Below are 16,791 nucleotides of genomic sequence, written 5' to 3' on the forward strand. Positions count from 1 at the left end.
GAAGATGTCTGAACCACGTTTCGTTCACCTACGGGTGCACAGCGACTACTCGATGATCGATGGCCTGGCAAAAACCGCGCCGCTGGTAAAAAAGGCGGCGGCGTTGGGTATGCCAGCACTGGCGATCACCGATTTTACCAACCTTTGCGGTCTGGTGAAGTTCTACGGAGCGGGACATGGCGCAGGGATTAAGCCCATCGTCGGGGCGGATTTTAACGTCCAGTGCGATCTGTTGGGGGATGAGTTAACTCACCTGACGGTACTGGCGGCGAACAATACCGGCTATCAGAATCTGACGTTGCTGATCTCAAAAGCGTATCAGCGCGGGTACGGTGCAGCCGGGCCAATCATCGATCGCGACTGGCTTATCGAATTAAACGAAGGGCTGATCCTCCTTTCCGGCGGGCGCATGGGCGACGTCGGGCGCAGCCTTTTGCGTGGTAACAGCGCGCTGGTAGATGAGTGTGTCGCGTTTTATGAAGAACACTTCCCGGATCGCTATTTTCTCGAATTGATTCGCACCGGCAGGCCGGACGAAGAAAGCTATCTGCACGCGGCGGTAGAACTGGCGGAAGCGCGCGGTTTGCCCGTCGTGGCGACCAACGACGTGCGCTTTATCGACAGCAGCGACTTTGACGCGCACGAAATCCGCGTCGCGATCCACGACGGCTTTACCCTCGATGATCCTAAACGCCCACGTAATTATTCGCCGCAGCAATATATGCGTAGCGAAGAGGAGATGTGCGAGCTGTTTGCCGACATCCCCGAAGCCCTTGCCAACACCGTTGAGATCGCCAAACGTTGTAACGTGACTGTGCGTCTTGGCGAATACTTCCTGCCACAGTTCCCGACCGGGGACATGAGCACCGAAGATTATCTGGTCAAGCGCGCAAAAGAAGGGCTGGAAGAGCGTCTGGCATTTTTATTCCCTGACGAGGAAGAACGTCTTAAGCGTCGCCCGGAATATGACGAACGTCTGGATACTGAACTTCAGGTTATCAACCAGATGGGCTTCCCCGGCTACTTTCTCATCGTTATGGAATTTATCCAGTGGTCGAAAGATAACGGCGTACCGGTAGGGCCAGGTCGTGGCTCCGGTGCGGGTTCTCTGGTGGCTTATGCGCTGAAAATCACCGACCTCGATCCGCTGGAATTTGACCTGCTGTTCGAACGTTTCCTTAACCCGGAGCGTGTCTCCATGCCTGACTTCGACGTTGACTTCTGTATGGAGAAACGCGACCAGGTTATCGAACACGTGGCGGACATGTACGGTCGCGATGCGGTATCGCAGATCATCACCTTCGGTACGATGGCGGCAAAAGCGGTGATCCGCGACGTAGGCCGCGTGCTGGGGCATCCGTATGGCTTTGTCGATCGTATCTCGAAACTGATCCCGCCCGATCCGGGGATGACGCTGGCGAAAGCGTTTGAAGCAGAGCCGCAACTGCCGGAAATCTACGAAGCGGACGAAGAAGTTAAGGCGCTGATCGACATGGCGCGCAAACTGGAAGGGGTCACCCGTAACGCCGGTAAACACGCCGGTGGGGTGGTTATCGCGCCGACCAAAATTACCGATTTTGCGCCGCTTTATTGCGATGAAGAGGGCAAACATCCGGTCACGCAGTTTGATAAAAGCGACGTTGAATACGCCGGGCTGGTGAAGTTCGACTTCCTCGGTTTGCGTACGCTCACCATCATCAACTGGGCGCTGGAGATGATCAACAAGCGGCGGGCGAAGAATGGCGAGCCGCCGCTGGATATCGCTGCGATCCCGCTGGATGACAAGAAAAGTTTTGACATGCTGCAACGCTCGGAAACCACGGCGGTATTCCAGCTTGAATCGCGCGGCATGAAAGACCTGATCAAGCGTCTGCAACCTGACTGCTTCGAAGATATGATCGCACTGGTGGCACTATTCCGCCCCGGTCCGTTGCAATCAGGGATGGTGGATAACTTTATCGACCGTAAACATGGTCGCGAAGAGATCTCCTATCCGGACGTGCAGTGGCAGCATGAAAGTCTGAAACCAGTACTGGAACCGACTTACGGCATTATCCTGTATCAGGAACAGGTAATGCAGATTGCCCAGGTACTTTCTGGTTATACCCTCGGCGGTGCAGATATGTTGCGTCGTGCGATGGGTAAGAAAAAGCCGGAAGAGATGGCTAAGCAGCGTTCTGTTTTTGCTGAAGGTGCAGAAAAGAACGGGATCAACGCCGAACTGGCGATGAAAATCTTCGACCTGGTGGAGAAATTCGCCGGTTACGGATTTAACAAATCGCACTCTGCGGCCTATGCTTTGGTGTCATATCAAACGTTATGGCTGAAAGCGCACTATCCGGCAGAGTTTATGGCGGCGGTGATGACCGCCGATATGGATAATACCGAGAAGGTGGTTGGCCTGGTGGATGAGTGCTGGCGGATGGGGCTGAAAATCCTGCCACCAGATATAAACTCCGGTCTTTACCATTTCCACGTCAACGATGACGGCGAAATCGTGTATGGTATTGGCGCCATCAAAGGGGTAGGTGAGGGGCCAATTGAGGCCATCATCGAAGCCCGTAATAAAGGCGGCTACTTTCGCGAACTGTTTGATCTCTGCGCCCGCACCGACACCAAAAAGTTGAACCGTCGTGTGCTGGAAAAACTGATCATGTCCGGGGCGTTTGACCGTCTGGGGCCACACCGCGCGGCGCTGATGAACTCGCTGGGCGATGCGTTAAAAGCGGCAGATCAACACGCGAAAGCAGAAGCCATCGGCCAGGCCGATATGTTTGGCGTACTGGCGGAAGAGCCGGAGCAAATTGAACAATCTTACGCTAGCTGCCAGCCGTGGCCGGAACAGGTGGTGTTAGATGGGGAACGTGAAACGTTAGGTCTGTACCTGACGGGCCACCCTATCAACCAGTATTTAAAAGAGATTGAGCGTTATGTCGGAGGCGTAAGGCTGAAAGACATGCACCCGACAGAACGTGGTAAAGTCACCACGGCTGCGGGGCTCGTTATTGCCGCGCGGGTTATGGTCACCAAGCGCGGCAATCGTATCGGTATCTGCACGCTGGATGACCGTTCCGGGCGGCTGGAAGTCATGTTGTTTACTGACGCCCTGGATAAATACCAGCAATTGCTGGAAAAAGACCGCATACTTATCGTCAGCGGACAGGTCAGCTTTGATGACTTCAGCGGTGGGCTTAAAATGACCGCTCGCGAAGTGATGGATATTGACGAAGCCCGGGAAAAATATGCTCGCGGGCTTGCTATCTCGCTGACGGACAGGCAAATTGATGACCAGCTTTTAAACCGACTCCGTCAGTCTCTGGAACCCCACCGCTCTGGGACAATTCCAGTACATCTCTACTATCAGAGGGCGGATGCACGTGCGCGGTTGCGTTTTGGCGCGACGTGGCGTGTCTCTCCGAGCGATCGTTTATTAAACGATCTCCGTGGCCTCATTGGTTCGGAGCAGGTGGAACTGGAGTTTGACTAATACAGGAATACTATGAGTCTGAATTTCCTTGATTTTGAACAGCCGATTGCAGAGCTGGAAGCGAAAATCGATTCTCTGACTGCGGTTAGCCGCCAGGATGAGAAACTGGATATTAACATCGATGAAGAAGTGCATCGTCTGCGTGAAAAAAGCGTAGAACTGACGCGTAAAATCTTCGCCGATCTCGGTGCATGGCAAATTGCGCAACTGGCTCGCCATCCACAGCGTCCTTATACCCTGGATTACGTTCGCCTGGCATTTGATGAATTTGACGAACTGGCAGGTGATCGCGCGTATGCAGATGACAAAGCTATCGTTGGTGGTATCGCCCGTCTCGATGGTCGTCCGGTGATGATTATTGGTCACCAGAAAGGTCGTGAAACCAAAGAAAAAATTCGCCGTAACTTTGGTATGCCAGCGCCAGAAGGTTACCGCAAAGCACTGCGTCTGATGCAAATGGCTGAACGCTTTAAGATGCCAATCATCACCTTTATCGACACACCGGGGGCATATCCAGGCGTGGGCGCAGAAGAGCGTGGTCAGTCTGAAGCCATCGCGCGTAACCTGCGTGAAATGTCTCGCCTGAGCGTACCGACTATTTGTACCGTTATTGGTGAAGGTGGTTCTGGTGGCGCGCTGGCGATTGGCGTGGGCGATAAAGTGAATATGCTGCAATACAGCACCTATTCTGTTATCTCGCCGGAAGGGTGTGCTTCCATTCTGTGGAAGAGCGCCGATAAAGCGCCGCTGGCGGCTGAAGCGATGGGCATCATCGCTCCGCGTCTGAAAGAACTGAAATTGATCGACTCCATCATCCCGGAACCGCTGGGCGGCGCTCACCGTAACCCGGAAGCGATGGCGGCGTCTTTGAAAGCGCAACTGCTGGCGGATCTGGCCGATCTCGACGTGTTAAGCACTGAAGATTTAAAAAATCGTCGTTATCAGCGCCTGATGAGCTACGGCTACGCGTAATCAGCAAATGTTCTGAAAAGGGTCACTTCGGTGACCTTTTTTGTATGTGGTTTATTTAGTCATATTATAAATACATTTAGATAATCTTACTTTCATTTCCCTCATCCCAAAAACTCTTGAACTCATGTTGATAACTCCGATTTCGGAGGCATATACCAATATACACAGTAGTTAAAAATAATATAAATTTATCAGGCTCATAGAATTTTTAAGGATAAAATATGAAAGCAATTTTAGGATTTGATCGTCTTCTTATGCCGCGTGTACTGGTGTTTTTTTACTGGCTGGCTATGGTGCTGACACTGATAGGCGGTGTCTTCTCCATATTTAGCGGAAACTTTCTCTTAGGGTTAGCTTATACCGTCATTGGTCTTATAAGCTGTCGTATGACTTTCGAATTAATTATGATAGCGTTTAAGAATAACGAATATTTGCGCCGCATTGCTGAGAGTGTTAGCAAGAATAGCGCAGAGTAATCTCCCGTAAAACGCTTCACCACACCGCATCTCAACCGCTATTACAGGCGTTTGAGATGTTGTTTTAAAGTCAGTGTAAATGTCTGATTCATCTTTCCTGCAATTTATGCGTATTATCAATATATCGCGATGCACGTGCGTATCATATCAATGCAGGAGATTCTATGTTGGGTTTAAAACAGGTTCACCATATTGCGATTATTGCGACGGATTATGCGGTGAGCAAAGCTTTCTACTGCGATATTCTCGGCTTCACGCTGCAAAGTGAAGTCTATCGTGAAGAGCGCGATTCGTGGAAAGGGGATTTGGCGCTTAACGGGCAATATGTGATTGAACTTTTCTCATTTCCGTTCCCGCCGGAGCGCCCCAGCCGACCGGAAGCCTGCGGCCTGCGGCATCTGGCGTTTAGCGTTGATGATATCGATGCGGCAGTGGTGCACTTGCAAAGCCATAACGTGAAGTGTGAAGCCATCCGTGTCGATCCACACACGCAAAGACGCTTCACGTTCTTTAACGATCCTGACGGGCTGCCGCTGGAACTGTATGAGCAGTAAGGCTTGTCATCGCCGCATTTGCCCGGTAACGTGCCGGGCATTGCTACTGTAAAATCGCACCATAATGACACTCACGCTGAATAGACAACTTCTCACCTCACGCCAGATTCTGGTGGCCTTTAGCGGCGGGCTTGACTCCACCGTTCTGCTGCATCAGCTTGTGCAGTGGCGGACGGAAAAACCGGGCGTCACTCTGCGCGCTATTCATGTGCATCACGGTTTAAGTGCCAATGCCGACGCCTGGGTTACGCATTGCGAGGACATCTGCCAGCATTGGCAGGTGCCGCTGGTGGTTGAGCGTGTACAACTTGCGCAAGAAGGGCTAGGCATTGAGGGGCAGGCACGGCAGGCGCGTTATCAGGCATTTGCACGTACACTTCTGCCTGGCGAAGTGCTGGTTACCGCGCAGCATCTTGACGATCAATGTGAAACCTTTCTGCTGGCGCTAAAACGCGGTAGCGGCCCTGCCGGGCTTTCGGCTATGGGGGAAGTCTCCGATTTTGCCGGAACGCGGCTTATCCGCCCGTTGCTCGCCCGCACGCGGGGAGAACTGGAGCTGTGGGCGCGTGAGCATGATTTACGCTGGATTGAAGACGAAAGTAATCAGGATGATTCCTACGATCGTAATTTCCTGCGCCTGCGCGTGGTGCCGTTATTGCAGCAGCGTTGGCCGCATTTTACCGAAGCAACGGCCCGCAGCGCCGCACTTTGCGCTGAACAAGAGAGCCTGTTAGATGAACTGCTGGCGGATGATTTAGCGCACTGTCAAACGCCGCAGGGGACGTTGCAGATTGCGCCAATGATGACGATGAGCGACGCCCGTCGCGCGGCGATTATCCGCCGCTGGCTGGCAGGGCAGAATGCTCCGATGCCTTCCCGCGACGCGATGGTGCGCATCTGGCAAGAAGTGGCGCTGGCGCGGGAAGATGCTTCTCCTTGCTTGCGATTTGGTGCGTTTGAAATACGTCGCTATCAGTCGCAATTGTGGTGGATTAAATCCGTTGCCGGACAAAGCGAAACGGTTGTGCCGTGGCAGGCGTGGCAACAGCCGCTGGAATTACCGGCAAGTCTGGGAAGTGTGCAACTTATTGCGGGTGGAGATATTCGCCCTCCGCGTGCAGACGAAGCGGTCAGCGTGCGTTTTAAAGCGTCGGGATTGCTGCATATTGTCGGGCGCAACGGTGGGCGTAAGATAAAGAAAATCTGGCAGGAACTGGGCGTGCCGCCGTGGTTGCGCGACACTACGCCGTTGCTGTTTTATGGCGAAACGCTGATTGCGGCGGCGGAGGTTTTTGTGACGCAAGACGGTGTGGCTGAAGGTGAGAATGGCGTAAGTTTTGTCTGGCAGAGAAACGCTTAGTAAGTGAAAGCCGGATAAGACGTATCAAGCGTCGCATCCGGCAAAAGTGAATCAGGACTCGCTCACCACCACCGTACCGATTTCCGGGTGGCTAAAGCTGGTAATTTTATCCAGACGTAGCTCGCGGGTTTCGCCAGCGGCTTCGACGACCAGATACTCCACATTTTTGCGGGAGACTAAATCGCTGGCCTTCCCCTGCAATTTTTCACCATCTTTCATCTCAAGTGTCAGCATTAAATGATGCTGGCAGGCGAGCTCAAGATTATCGTAATCATCACAATTGATTGGTTGATACGTATCATTCATTGACATAATCGCTCACCAGTAAGTTTGCCGCAGCGTATGCTGCTTTTTCCCTGACAGCCTCTGAAAGGGCGTCGTCGGCAGCCATTTCTTCAGCACTTTCAAAACGCAGCCCAGCGCGTCCGGAACGTATCCTAAGTCTCCGCTGGCGATTTCCGCGTACCGCTTGCGTATTAACTCACAATATTTTTCCACATGCCCTCCTGTCAGCACTCTGACTTAACCGTGGATGCAAGTCTAAGCCTACGAAGATAAACTCTGTTTCGCAAGGTGACTATACCACACTCATTTCTGCAATATCAGCGTCGCAACTGCACGTATTCCGTTACAATGGCCTCCTGATTCGAAAGGAGTTTTCTTATGGCGCTTAAAGCGACAATTTATAAAGCGACGGTTAATGTAGCCGATCTCGACCGCAACCAGTTTCTCGATGCCTCTCTGACGCTGGCGCGCCATCCTTCAGAAACCCAGGAGCGTATGATGCTGCGCCTGCTGGCGTGGCTGAAATATGCTGATGAACGTTTGCAATTTACCCGTGGCTTGTGTGCCGATGATGAGCCGGAAGCGTGGCTGCGTAACGATCACCTGGGTATTGATTTGTGGATTGAGCTGGGGCTGCCGGATGAGCGGCGGGTTAAGAAAGCCTGTACTCAGGCCGCAGAAGTGGCGCTGTTTGCCTATAATAGTCGGGCCGCGCAAATCTGGTGGCAGCAAAATCAGAGCAAATGCGCGCAGTTTGCCAATCTTTCCGTCTGGTATCTGGACGACGAGCAACTGGCAAAAGTGAGCGCCTTTGCCGATCGTACCATGACGCTGCAGGCAACGATTCAGGATGGTGTTATCTGGTTATCGGATGATAAGAATAATCTGGAAGTGAACTTAACCGCCTGGCAACAACCTTCATGATTGTGATTTCCCGACATGTCGCTATCCCCGATGGTGAGCTTGAGATCACCGCCATTCGTGCGCAGGGTGCGGGCGGGCAGCATGTTAATAAGACCTCAACGGCTATTCATCTGCGTTTTGACATTCGGGCGTCCAGCCTGCCAGAGTATTATAAAGAGCGCCTGCTCGCCGCCAGCCATCATTTGATCAGCAGTGATGGAGTGATTGTCATTAAGGCACAGGAATACCGCAGCCAGGAGCTAAACCGTGAAGCGGCGCTGGCCCGGCTGGTGGCTGTGATTAAAGATTTAACAACAGAACAAAAAGCCCGGCGACCCACGCGCCCCACCCGTGCATCGAAAGAGCGCAGGCTGGTATCGAAAGCACAAAAATCAAGCGTGAAGGCGATGCGCGGCAAAGTGCGCAGCGGTCGGGAATAAAAAGTAAGGAATGGATGGTGAAAAAAGCGATAGTGACGGCGATGGCTGTAATCAGCCTCTTTACTCTAATGGGATGTAATAATCGGGCCGAAGTCGATACGCTTTCCCCGGCGCAGGCTGCCGAACTGAAACCGATGCCGCAAAGTTGGCGCGGCGTGCTGCCGTGTGCCGATTGCGAAGGAATCGAAACCTCTCTGTTCCTCGAAAAAGACGGAACATGGGTGATGAATGAACGTTATCTGGGGGCGCGTGAAGAGCCTTCCTCTTTCGCTTCCTACGGTACATGGGCGCGAACCGCTGACAAGCTGGTATTAACCGACAGCAAAGGTGAAAAGTCATATTATCGGGCGAAAGGGGATGCGCTGGAGATGCTCGATCGTGAAGGTAATCCGATTGAATCGCAGTTCAACTACACGCTGGAACCTGCAAAGTCCAGCCTCCCCATGACACCGATGACTCTGCGTGGCATGTATTTTTATATGGCTGATGCGGCGACCTTTACTGATTGCGCGACCGGAAAACGTTTCATGGTGGCGAATAACGCAGAGCTGGAACGGGGCTACCTGGCTGCGCGCGGTAACAGTGAAAAATCCGTGTTACTGTCTGTAGAAGGTCACTTTACGCTTGAGGCTAACCCGGATACCGGTGCGCCGACCAAAGTATTAGCGCCCGATACGGCGGGTAAATTTTACCCGAACAAGGATTGCAGTAGTTTGGGGCAGTAGCCCGTTTTTGAGACAGAAACAAACGAAAAATTGCCTGATGCGCTGCGCTTATCAGGCCTACAGCATATAGTGCAACATTTTGAATTAGCACGATTTTGTAGGCCGGATAAGGCGTTCACGCCGCATCCGGCATTTTGTGCACGAGGCTGGCTTTTATCACCGAGTCAGCCCAACAAAGCGACCCGCTTTGATATAAATTCCTGGCTTCAGGTGCCCAATATACTGTAACTGCGTTTCTGGCTTAAACGCAGAGACATCACCAATACGCATATGCATCAGATCGGCAGGGCTAATCCAGCCCGATTGCGCCAGCGTAAGCGGATGCCCGGCTTTGGCAAATGCATCAGTGACAAATTCCGAACAAAACCACGACTTTTTGTCTCCTTCGCCCACACTGCTTAACTGCGCTTTCGCCAGGCCGCTGACGCACTGTTGGCGAAAATCCTCGGAGAACGGATTCAGTGAGCACATCTGGCGAGTCACCATAAATGGAATAAATTCGACAATGCCGCGATAGTTATAACCGCTATCTTTGATTTTATTGGCAAACGCGGTGATATCTGTGGCTTGTTGCGGGGTAAGATCCGGGACTCGTAAGACGAAAAGCTTATCACTATGCTTCATCGCTTTTTTAAGGGAAACAATCTGGACACCATCCCCTGTCGCTTCTGCAACGTTATTATCACCCAGATAGATTGCAACGTGACTCACAGAGGAAGTGCTGAAGACGCGGATTCCAAATGAGGTTACCCCAAGGCTTGAGGAGAACAGCAAATCGCCGGGTTTGAGATCAGGTACCGTTATTTCTTTTATTGATTGTTCGGTGAAAGAGCTTTGATGCTGGAATTTGACAGCCCATGTTTTTGCCTCGACATCTACCGCTGTGGCAGAGGAGTCTGGCTGGCTGATATCAACGGTACAGGCCGAAAGTAAAAGAAAGCTGGGGAGAAGCAGGCGGTAGTACGCCTTTGGTTTATCCATTTTATACAATCCATGTAAAAAAGGGCCCTGAAATTCAGGACCCTTTCTGGCATCAGCCTTTAATCTGTTTCACCAGATAATCGACGATGTCACCAGTCTTAATTAACTGTTTCTCGCCGTTACGACGATATTTATATTCGATATCGTCGTTGTCAAGGTTACGGTCGCCCAGCACAATAGTGTGCGGAATACCGATCAGTTCCATATCAGCAAACATCACGCCCGGACGCTCTTTGCGGTCATCCAGCAGCACTTCGATACCCTGCGCGCGCAGTTCGCTGTACAGTTTCTCGGCCAGTTCCTGTACGCGGAAGGATTTGTGCATGTTCATCGGCAGAATTGCGACCTGGAACGGTGCGATAGCATCAGGCCATACGATGCCGCGTTCGTCGTAGTTCTGCTCAATTGCCGCAGCCACAACGCGCGTTACCCCGATACCGTAGCAACCCATCGTCAGGATCTGATTACGACCATCTTCTCCCTGTACGGAGGCTTTCAGTGCTTCAGAGTACTTAGTCCCCAACTGGAAGATGTGACCGACTTCGATACCACGTTTGATCAGCAGCGTACCCTGACCATCCGGGCTTGGATCGCCAGCCACCACGTTACGGATATCCGCAACTTCCGGGGTAGCGACATCGCGATCCCAGTTGATGCCGAAGTAGTGTTTACCATCGATGTTAGCACCAGCAGCGAAATCACTCATCGCCGCAACGGTACGGTCAATCACCACCGGAATCGGCATGTTTACCGGACCCAGTGAACCCGGACCGGCTTTAACCACGGCACGAATTTCTTCTTCAGTCGCAAAAGTCAGCGGGCTGGCAACCTGTGGCAGTTTTTCTGCTTTAACTTCGTTCAGCTCGTGGTCACCACGCACCAGCAACGCAACCAGCGGGAAGCTACTGCCTTCAACCGCTTTAACCAGCAGGGTCTTAACCGTTTTCTCAATCGGCAGATTGAACTGTTCAACCAGTTCAGAGATGGTTTTCGCGTTCGGCGTATCAACCAGCGTCATCTCCTGGGTGGCAGCAGCGCGCGGTTCTTTCGGCGCGATAGCTTCTGCCAGTTCAATGTTCGCTGCATAGTCAGAGGTGTCGGAGAAAACCACATCGTCTTCACCGCTCTGCGCCAGCACCTGGAATTCGTGAGAGGCGCTGCCGCCGATAGAACCGGTGTCAGCCTGTACGGCGCGGAAATCCAGCCCCATACGGCTAAAGATTTTGCTGTAGGCCGCATACATTGCATCGTAGGTTTCCTGCAGGGATTCCTGAGAAGTGTGGAAAGAGTAAGCATCTTTCATCAGGAATTCGCGGGAACGCATGACGCCGAAACGCGGACGCACTTCATCACGGAACTTGGTCTGGATCTGATAGAAGTTCAGCGGCAGCTGTTTGTAAGAGCTAAGCTCGTTACGAATCAGGTCAGTGATCACTTCTTCGTGAGTCGGGCCGAGTACGAACGGACGCTCGCCACGGTCAACAAAACGCAGCAGTTCCGGACCGTACTGTTCCCAACGACCACTCTCTTGCCACAAATCGGCTGGCTGAACCACCGGCATCGACACCTCGATCGCACCGGCGTTGTTCATCTCTTCACGCACGATGTTTTCGACTTTTTTCAGAACGCGCACGCCGGTCGGCAGCCAGGTATATAACCCGGAGGCCAGCTTGCGGATCATCCCGGCGCGTAGCATCAGCTGATGGCTGATCACCTCGGCGTCGGCAGGTGTCTCCTTGAGAGTGGAGAGCAGGTATTGGCTAGTACGCATGTTGTTACGGTTCCAGTTGGAAGGTAGAACAGGCTCAAGGCGAGCCTGGGACAAAAAAAGTGATTTAGTTTACCAGTGCAAAAGAAATGTCAAAAGAGAAGGGCGTGAATTTAACGCGGTTCCAGCGCAAAGACTTCGAAACCTGCGTCGGTGACGCGCCAGCGAACGTTAAAATCATGCAGCCAGACGGCATAGGTTTTGCCCGTTTCCTCACCTTTACGATAGGCCGGGCGCGGGTCCTGCGCCAGTACTTCGCGGATAAACAGCGTTAACTGCGGATAACGCTTCTCCAGCGTCAAAAGTTGCTTTTCAACGTCTGCGGTAAAGCTTACTGCCATCTCTGCCACTGGCGCACTTTGCGCATAGCTGGCACTGGCATCGGGAAGCGATTCGGCAAAGGGGAGATACGGTTTGATATCCACTACCGGCGTACCATCGACCAGATCCAGACTGCCGAGCTTCAGAATCACGCTGTTTTTATGGCAAACAACCTCTTTCAGCTCTACCAGCGACATACCAATCGGGTTAGGGCGGAAAGTAGAGCGTGTGGCGAAAACCCCCATTCTGGCGTTACCACCGAGGCGCGGAGGACGCACAGTCGGACGCCAGCCGCCTTCCATCGTTTGATGAAAGACGAAAAGGAGCCATAAATGGCTGAACGCTTCCAGGCCGCGCACGGCGTCGGCCTGGTTGTAGGGAGCAATGAGATGCAGTTCGCCGTTGGCGCTTTTTACCAGACCTGGCTGGCGCGGAACGGCGAATTTTTCTTTATAGGGCGAGCGAATAACGCCTATTTGCTCAAACTGGAAACTGCTCATTTTGCCGTAATGTTAAGCGCAGAACCGATACATACAGCCTGACGATAGCAGCCTGGCGTACCGCTGGTGACTTCACAGCTATGCAGTAAAACCGCATTGGCTTTCATTTTAGAGGCGTTGATTTGCATTCGTTTGCGCGCGGTCGGGATGCTCGGCGGAGAATCCTGATTAGAGGCCTGGCAAGAATCACCACTGACTTCCCCAAGATCGCGGAATGGCTTACCGACTAATTCTTCAGCATTAGTATAAATTCGGACCGGCGTGGCGCGCGGTGCTTTCGGTTTTGCTGGCTCCGCTTTTGGCTGGGGTGCGGTGCTTTGAACAGGTTCGACAGGGGATCTGCTTAACATGGAACAGCCGCTCAGCATGAGTGCTAATAAACAGATCGGTAAAGCACGCATAGTATTTCCTCAATGTATGATCAAAACGTCAATATTGAATCAGGCGCTTATAAAAATGACAAGACGGGCAAGCGCCCGTCCTGAATGATATTACAAATTGTGGAAACAGCCTAAAAATTACCAGCCTTTAACTGCACCGCCGTTAAACACTTTGTTTGCCGCTTCATAAACTTCGTCAGACTGATAAGCCTGGACGAATTTCTTCACGTTTTCCGCGTCTTTGTTATCTTCACGAGTCACGATCAGGTTTACGTACGGAGACTCTTTATCTTCGACAAAGATACCGTCTTTCGCCGGAGTCAGGCCAATCTGGCTGGCATAGGTGGTGTTGATAACTGCCAGAGCGATTTGCGCGTCGTCCAGAGAGCGCGGCAGCTGTGGTGCTTCCAGTTCAACAATTTTCAGGTTTTTTGGGTTCTCAACAACATCAAGAACGGTCGGCAGCAGGCCAACGCCATCTTTCAGTTTGATCAAGCCCACTTTTTGCAGCAGCAGCAGTGAACGACCGAGGTTAGTTGGGTCGTTTGGAACTGCAACCTGCGAACCATCCTGCAGTTCATCCAGAGATTTGATCTTCTTGGAGTAACCGGCAATTGGATAAACAAAAGTGTTGCCTACAGCTACCAGTTTGTAGCCACGATCTTTCAGTTGCTGATCAAGGTACGGCTTGTGCTGGAAAGCGTTAGCGTCGATATCGCCTTTGCTCAATGCTTCGTTTGGCAGAACATAGTCGTTGAAGGTTACCAGTTCAACGTCCAGACCATATTTGTCTTTCGCGACTTTTTGCGCGACTTCTGCAACCTGCTGTTCGGCACCGACAATGACGCCGACTTTAATGTGGTTCGGATCTTTTTCATCCTGACCGCAACCTACCAGTGCCAGTGATCCAATCAGGGCTCCCACTGCCGCAAAGGTTTTGAATTTGAACGCCATACCTTATTCCTTCTTCAATTATTTATGTTGTGTTGAACGTTACTTGCGAGTGACAGCCCGGACGATGCGGTCGCCTGCGAACTGAATTAAATAAACCAGAATGACCAGCAATACCAGTACCGTATTCATCACCGTCGCGTTATAGCCGATGTAGCCATACTGATAGCCAATCTGACCTAAACCACCGGCACCGACTGCACCACCCATCGCGGAATAACCGACCAGGGTAATCAGGGTGATAGTTGCCGCATTCACCAGACCCGGCAGCGCTTCCGGTAACAGCACCTTACGGACGATCTGCATCGGCGTGGCACCCATTGCGCGGGAAGCTTCAATTAACCCGGTTGGGATCTCCAGCAGGGCGTTCTCGACCATACGCGCAATAAACGGTGCTGCACCAACGGTCAGTGGAACAATCGCTGCCTGCAAACCAATCGATGTACCGACAATAACGCGAGTAAACGGAATCATCCATACCAGCAAGATAATGAACGGGATGGAACGGAAAATGTTCACAATCGCTGAAACGGTACGATACAACTTCGCGTTAGCAATAATTTGCCCCGGACGCGTGACATAAAGCAGGACGCCAACCGGCAGACCAATCACAAACCCAAAAAATCCGGATACGAAGGTCATTGCCAGCGTTTCCCATACGCCACGAACCAGCAGCCACATCATTGGCTCAGACATAACCCAGTACCTCTACTTTTACATGGTGTTCCTGCAGCCAGGCAATGGCGGCTTGCGTATCTTGTTGTGTGCCGTGCATTTCAGTCAGCATGATGCCGAACTTAACGCCACCGGCGTAATCCATCTGCGCGCTAATAATGTTGTTGTTGACATTGAAACGACGCGCGGTTTCAGAAAGCAGCGGGGCATCGACCGACTGACCGGTAAACTCCAGACGCAGCATCGGCACGCAGTCTGCGAATGGCTCCGCTTGCAGACGTTCCTGATAATCTTCCGGGATATCCAGATGCAGGGTTGACTGAATAAACTTCTGCGCCAGCGGCGTTTTCGGATGCGAGAACACTTCACTTACCGTGTCTTGCTCGATCAGTTCGCCATTGCTGATGACCGCCACACAATCACAAATGCGCTTCACAACGTCCATTTCGTGGGTGATCAACAGAATCGTCAAACCCAGACGGCGGTTGATGTCTTTTAGCAGTTCGAGAATAGAACGCGTGGTTGCCGGGTCCAGCGCGCTGGTGGCTTCATCGCACAGCAATACTTTGGGATTGCTGGCTAACGCACGGGCAATCGCCACACGTTGTTTCTGCCCACCGGAAAGATTCGACGGGTAGCTATCATGCTTATCGCCAAGGCCAACCAATGACAGCAATTCTGTCACGCGACGTTTAATCTCGTCTTTCGGCGTGTTGTCCAGCTCCAGCGGCAGCGCCACGTTGCCAAAAACAGTACGCGAAGAGAGCAGGTTAAAATGCTGGAAAATCATACCAATCTGGCGGCGAGCTTTGGTCAACTCGGATTCTGACAGCGTGGTCAGTTCCTGGCCATCGACCAGCACGCTACCCTCGGTTGGGCGCTCCAGCAGGTTTACACAACGTATAAGCGTACTCTTACCCGCGCCTGAGGCACCGATAACGCCATAAATTTGTCCAGCTGGCACATGCAGGCTGACGTTGTTCAACGCCTGGATGGTGCGGGTGCCCTGGTGGAACACTTTGGTGATATTCGAAAGTTTTATCATTGATTATTTATTATCGTCATTAAGTTAGTCGTGGCATTTCGAATGCCTGGAACGGGCAACGCCGTCAATGAAATGGATGTTAAGGCATCCAGACGTCTAAATCAATCAGGTTTATGCGAAGAGCACTTTATTGCAGGTCGAAACATGCGATACTAGCGTCACATGCCTTATTAAGGAGCTATAAAAGGTGGCGAAGAGCGTACCCGCAATTTTTCTTGACCGTGATGGCACCATTAATGTCGATCACGGCTATGTCCATGAGATCGACAACTTTGAATTTATCGACGGTGTTATTGACGCCATGCGCGAGCTGAAAAAAATGGGCTTTGCGCTGGTGGTAGTAACCAACCAGTCTGGCATTGCTCGCGGTAAATTTACTGAAGCACAGTTTGAAACGCTGACCGAGTGGATGGACTGGTCGTTGGCGGACCGCGATGTCGATCTGGATGGCATCTATTATTGCCCGCATCATCCGCAGGGTAGTGTTGAAGAGTTTCGCCAGGTCTGCGATTGCCGTAAACCGCATCCGGGGATGCTTTTGTCAGCACGCGATTATTTGCATATTGATATGGCCGCTTCTTATATGGTGGGCGATAAATTAGAAGATATGCAGGCAGCGGCTGCGGCGAACGTGGGAACAAAAGTGCTGGTGCGTACGGGTAAACCTATTACGCCTGAAGCAGAAAACGCGGCGGATTGGGTGTTAAATAGCCTGGCAGACCTGCCGCAAGCGATAAAAAAGCAGCAAAAACCGGCGTAATGATTAAAAGATGAGCGGTTGAAATAAAAATGCATTTTTCCGCTTGTCTTCCTGAAACGACTCCCTATAATGCGCCTCCATCGACACGGCGGATGTGAATCACTTCACACAAACAGCTGGTTCGGTTGAAGAGAAAAATCCTGAAATTCAGGGTTGACTCTGAAAGAGGAAAGCGTAATATACGCCACCTCGCGACAGTGAGCTGAAA

General features: G+C 52.0%; 17 protein-coding genes and 1 pseudogene. 9 read left to right on the forward strand and 9 right to left on the reverse strand.

Translation table 11 applies throughout. The annotated features are described in order from the left end of the window. The first annotated feature begins 4 nt into the window (after nucleotides 1-4). The 5 genes from dnaE (at nucleotide 5) to tilS (ending at nucleotide 6,849) form a co-directional block, all read left to right on the forward strand. Nucleotides 5-3,487, forward strand: coding sequence for a DNA polymerase III subunit alpha (gene dnaE, locus HEN21_RS16410; RefSeq protein ID WP_021550226.1), 3,483 nt, complete (start codon nucleotides 5-7; stop codon nucleotides 3,485-3,487). 12 nt (nucleotides 3,488-3,499) lie between these two features. Beyond that, complete coding sequence (gene accA, locus HEN21_RS16415) at nucleotides 3,500-4,459, forward strand: acetyl-CoA carboxylase carboxyl transferase subunit alpha (RefSeq protein ID WP_000055746.1); 960 nt, start codon at nucleotides 3,500-3,502, stop codon at nucleotides 4,457-4,459. Nucleotides 4,460-4,680: 221 nt separating this feature from the next. Further along, nucleotides 4,681-4,935 (forward strand): DUF4282 domain-containing protein, encoded by a 255-nt coding sequence (locus HEN21_RS16420; protein WP_000644313.1) that lies wholly within the window; start codon nucleotides 4,681-4,683, stop codon nucleotides 4,933-4,935. Nucleotides 4,936-5,099: 164 nt separating this feature from the next. Beyond that, nucleotides 5,100-5,489, forward strand: a complete 390-nt coding sequence (locus tag HEN21_RS16425) for a VOC family protein (protein WP_176251829.1) — start codon at nucleotides 5,100-5,102, stop codon at nucleotides 5,487-5,489. A 64-nt stretch (nucleotides 5,490-5,553) separates the two neighbouring features. Then, on the forward strand, nucleotides 5,554-6,849 hold the full coding sequence (tilS, locus tag HEN21_RS16430) for a tRNA lysidine(34) synthetase TilS (protein ID WP_176251830.1): 1,296 nt from the start codon (nucleotides 5,554-5,556) through the stop codon (nucleotides 6,847-6,849). A 51-nt stretch (nucleotides 6,850-6,900) separates the two neighbouring features. Here the strand turns inward: tilS and rof are convergent, their stop codons facing one another. Both rof and HEN21_RS16440 read right to left on the reverse strand, forming a co-directional pair. Continuing rightward, nucleotides 6,901-7,161, reverse strand: a complete 261-nt coding sequence (gene rof / locus HEN21_RS16435) for a Rho-binding antiterminator (protein ID WP_000062320.1) — start codon at nucleotides 7,159-7,161, stop codon at nucleotides 6,901-6,903. Next, nucleotides 7,148-7,347: pseudogene (locus tag HEN21_RS16440) on the reverse strand (YaeP family protein). Before HEN21_RS16440 ends, rof begins: the two are co-directional and overlap by 14 nt. Nucleotides 7,348-7,512: 165 nt before the next feature. Between HEN21_RS16440 and HEN21_RS16445 the strand changes: the two are divergent. From HEN21_RS16445 to nlpE, 3 genes are read left to right on the forward strand one after another with little or no spacing between them, the layout of a single operon-like run. Next, on the forward strand, nucleotides 7,513-8,058 hold the full coding sequence (locus HEN21_RS16445) for a YaeQ family protein (RefSeq protein WP_001185297.1): 546 nt from the start codon (nucleotides 7,513-7,515) through the stop codon (nucleotides 8,056-8,058). Then, nucleotides 8,055-8,477: an alternative ribosome rescue aminoacyl-tRNA hydrolase ArfB gene (gene arfB, locus HEN21_RS16450; RefSeq protein ID WP_016159349.1), complete on the forward strand. Its 423-nt coding sequence runs from the start codon at nucleotides 8,055-8,057 to the stop codon at nucleotides 8,475-8,477. The genes HEN21_RS16445 and arfB overlap by 4 nt, the downstream gene beginning before the upstream one ends. A 14-nt stretch (nucleotides 8,478-8,491) precedes the next feature. Next, nucleotides 8,492-9,202: an envelope stress response activation lipoprotein NlpE gene (nlpE, locus tag HEN21_RS16455; RefSeq protein ID WP_105285871.1), complete on the forward strand. Its 711-nt coding sequence runs from the start codon at nucleotides 8,492-8,494 to the stop codon at nucleotides 9,200-9,202. Nucleotides 9,203-9,358: 156 nt separating this feature from the next. Here the strand turns inward: nlpE and HEN21_RS16460 are convergent, their stop codons facing one another. From HEN21_RS16460 to metN, 7 genes are all read right to left on the reverse strand, one after another. Next, nucleotides 9,359-10,183, reverse strand: coding sequence for a YaeF family permuted papain-like enzyme (locus tag HEN21_RS16460; RefSeq protein ID WP_105285870.1), 825 nt, complete (start codon nucleotides 10,181-10,183; stop codon nucleotides 9,359-9,361). A gap of 52 nt (nucleotides 10,184-10,235) precedes the next feature. Beyond that, nucleotides 10,236-11,954 (reverse strand): proline--tRNA ligase, encoded by a 1,719-nt coding sequence (proS, locus tag HEN21_RS16465; protein WP_176251831.1) that lies wholly within the window; start codon nucleotides 11,952-11,954, stop codon nucleotides 10,236-10,238. 110 nt (nucleotides 11,955-12,064) lie between these two features. After that, nucleotides 12,065-12,772, reverse strand: a complete 708-nt coding sequence (tsaA, locus tag HEN21_RS16470) for a tRNA (N6-threonylcarbamoyladenosine(37)-N6)-methyltransferase TrmO (RefSeq protein ID WP_021550230.1) — start codon at nucleotides 12,770-12,772, stop codon at nucleotides 12,065-12,067. Beyond that, a complete protein-coding gene (rcsF, locus tag HEN21_RS16475; RefSeq protein WP_001202318.1) occupies nucleotides 12,769-13,173 on the reverse strand; it encodes an Rcs stress response system protein RcsF in 405 nt (134 codons plus the stop codon). The genes tsaA and rcsF overlap by 4 nt, the downstream gene beginning before the upstream one ends. A gap of 117 nt (nucleotides 13,174-13,290) precedes the next feature. Beyond that, nucleotides 13,291-14,106: a methionine ABC transporter substrate-binding lipoprotein MetQ gene (metQ, locus tag HEN21_RS16480; protein WP_000874226.1), complete on the reverse strand. Its 816-nt coding sequence runs from the start codon at nucleotides 14,104-14,106 to the stop codon at nucleotides 13,291-13,293. A gap of 39 nt (nucleotides 14,107-14,145) precedes the next feature. Then, nucleotides 14,146-14,799 (reverse strand): methionine ABC transporter permease MetI, encoded by a 654-nt coding sequence (locus HEN21_RS16485; RefSeq protein WP_001294600.1) that lies wholly within the window; start codon nucleotides 14,797-14,799, stop codon nucleotides 14,146-14,148. Then, the gene (metN, locus tag HEN21_RS16490; RefSeq protein WP_000593991.1) at nucleotides 14,792-15,823 is read right to left on the reverse strand and encodes a methionine ABC transporter ATP-binding protein MetN; all 1,032 of its coding nucleotides are present in this window, start codon (nucleotides 15,821-15,823) and stop codon (nucleotides 14,792-14,794) included. The genes HEN21_RS16485 and metN overlap by 8 nt, the downstream gene beginning before the upstream one ends. Before the next feature lie 187 nt (nucleotides 15,824-16,010). Between metN and gmhB the strand changes: the two genes are divergently transcribed. Further along, nucleotides 16,011-16,583: a D-glycero-beta-D-manno-heptose 1,7-bisphosphate 7-phosphatase gene (gene gmhB, locus HEN21_RS16495; RefSeq protein ID WP_001140174.1), complete on the forward strand. Its 573-nt coding sequence runs from the start codon at nucleotides 16,011-16,013 to the stop codon at nucleotides 16,581-16,583. Nucleotides 16,584-16,791 lie beyond the last annotated feature (208 nt).

The organism is Escherichia sp. 93.1518 (genome assembly GCF_013368915.2).
In the GTDB taxonomy this organism is placed as follows: domain Bacteria; phylum Pseudomonadota; class Gammaproteobacteria; order Enterobacterales; family Enterobacteriaceae; genus Escherichia; species Escherichia ruysiae.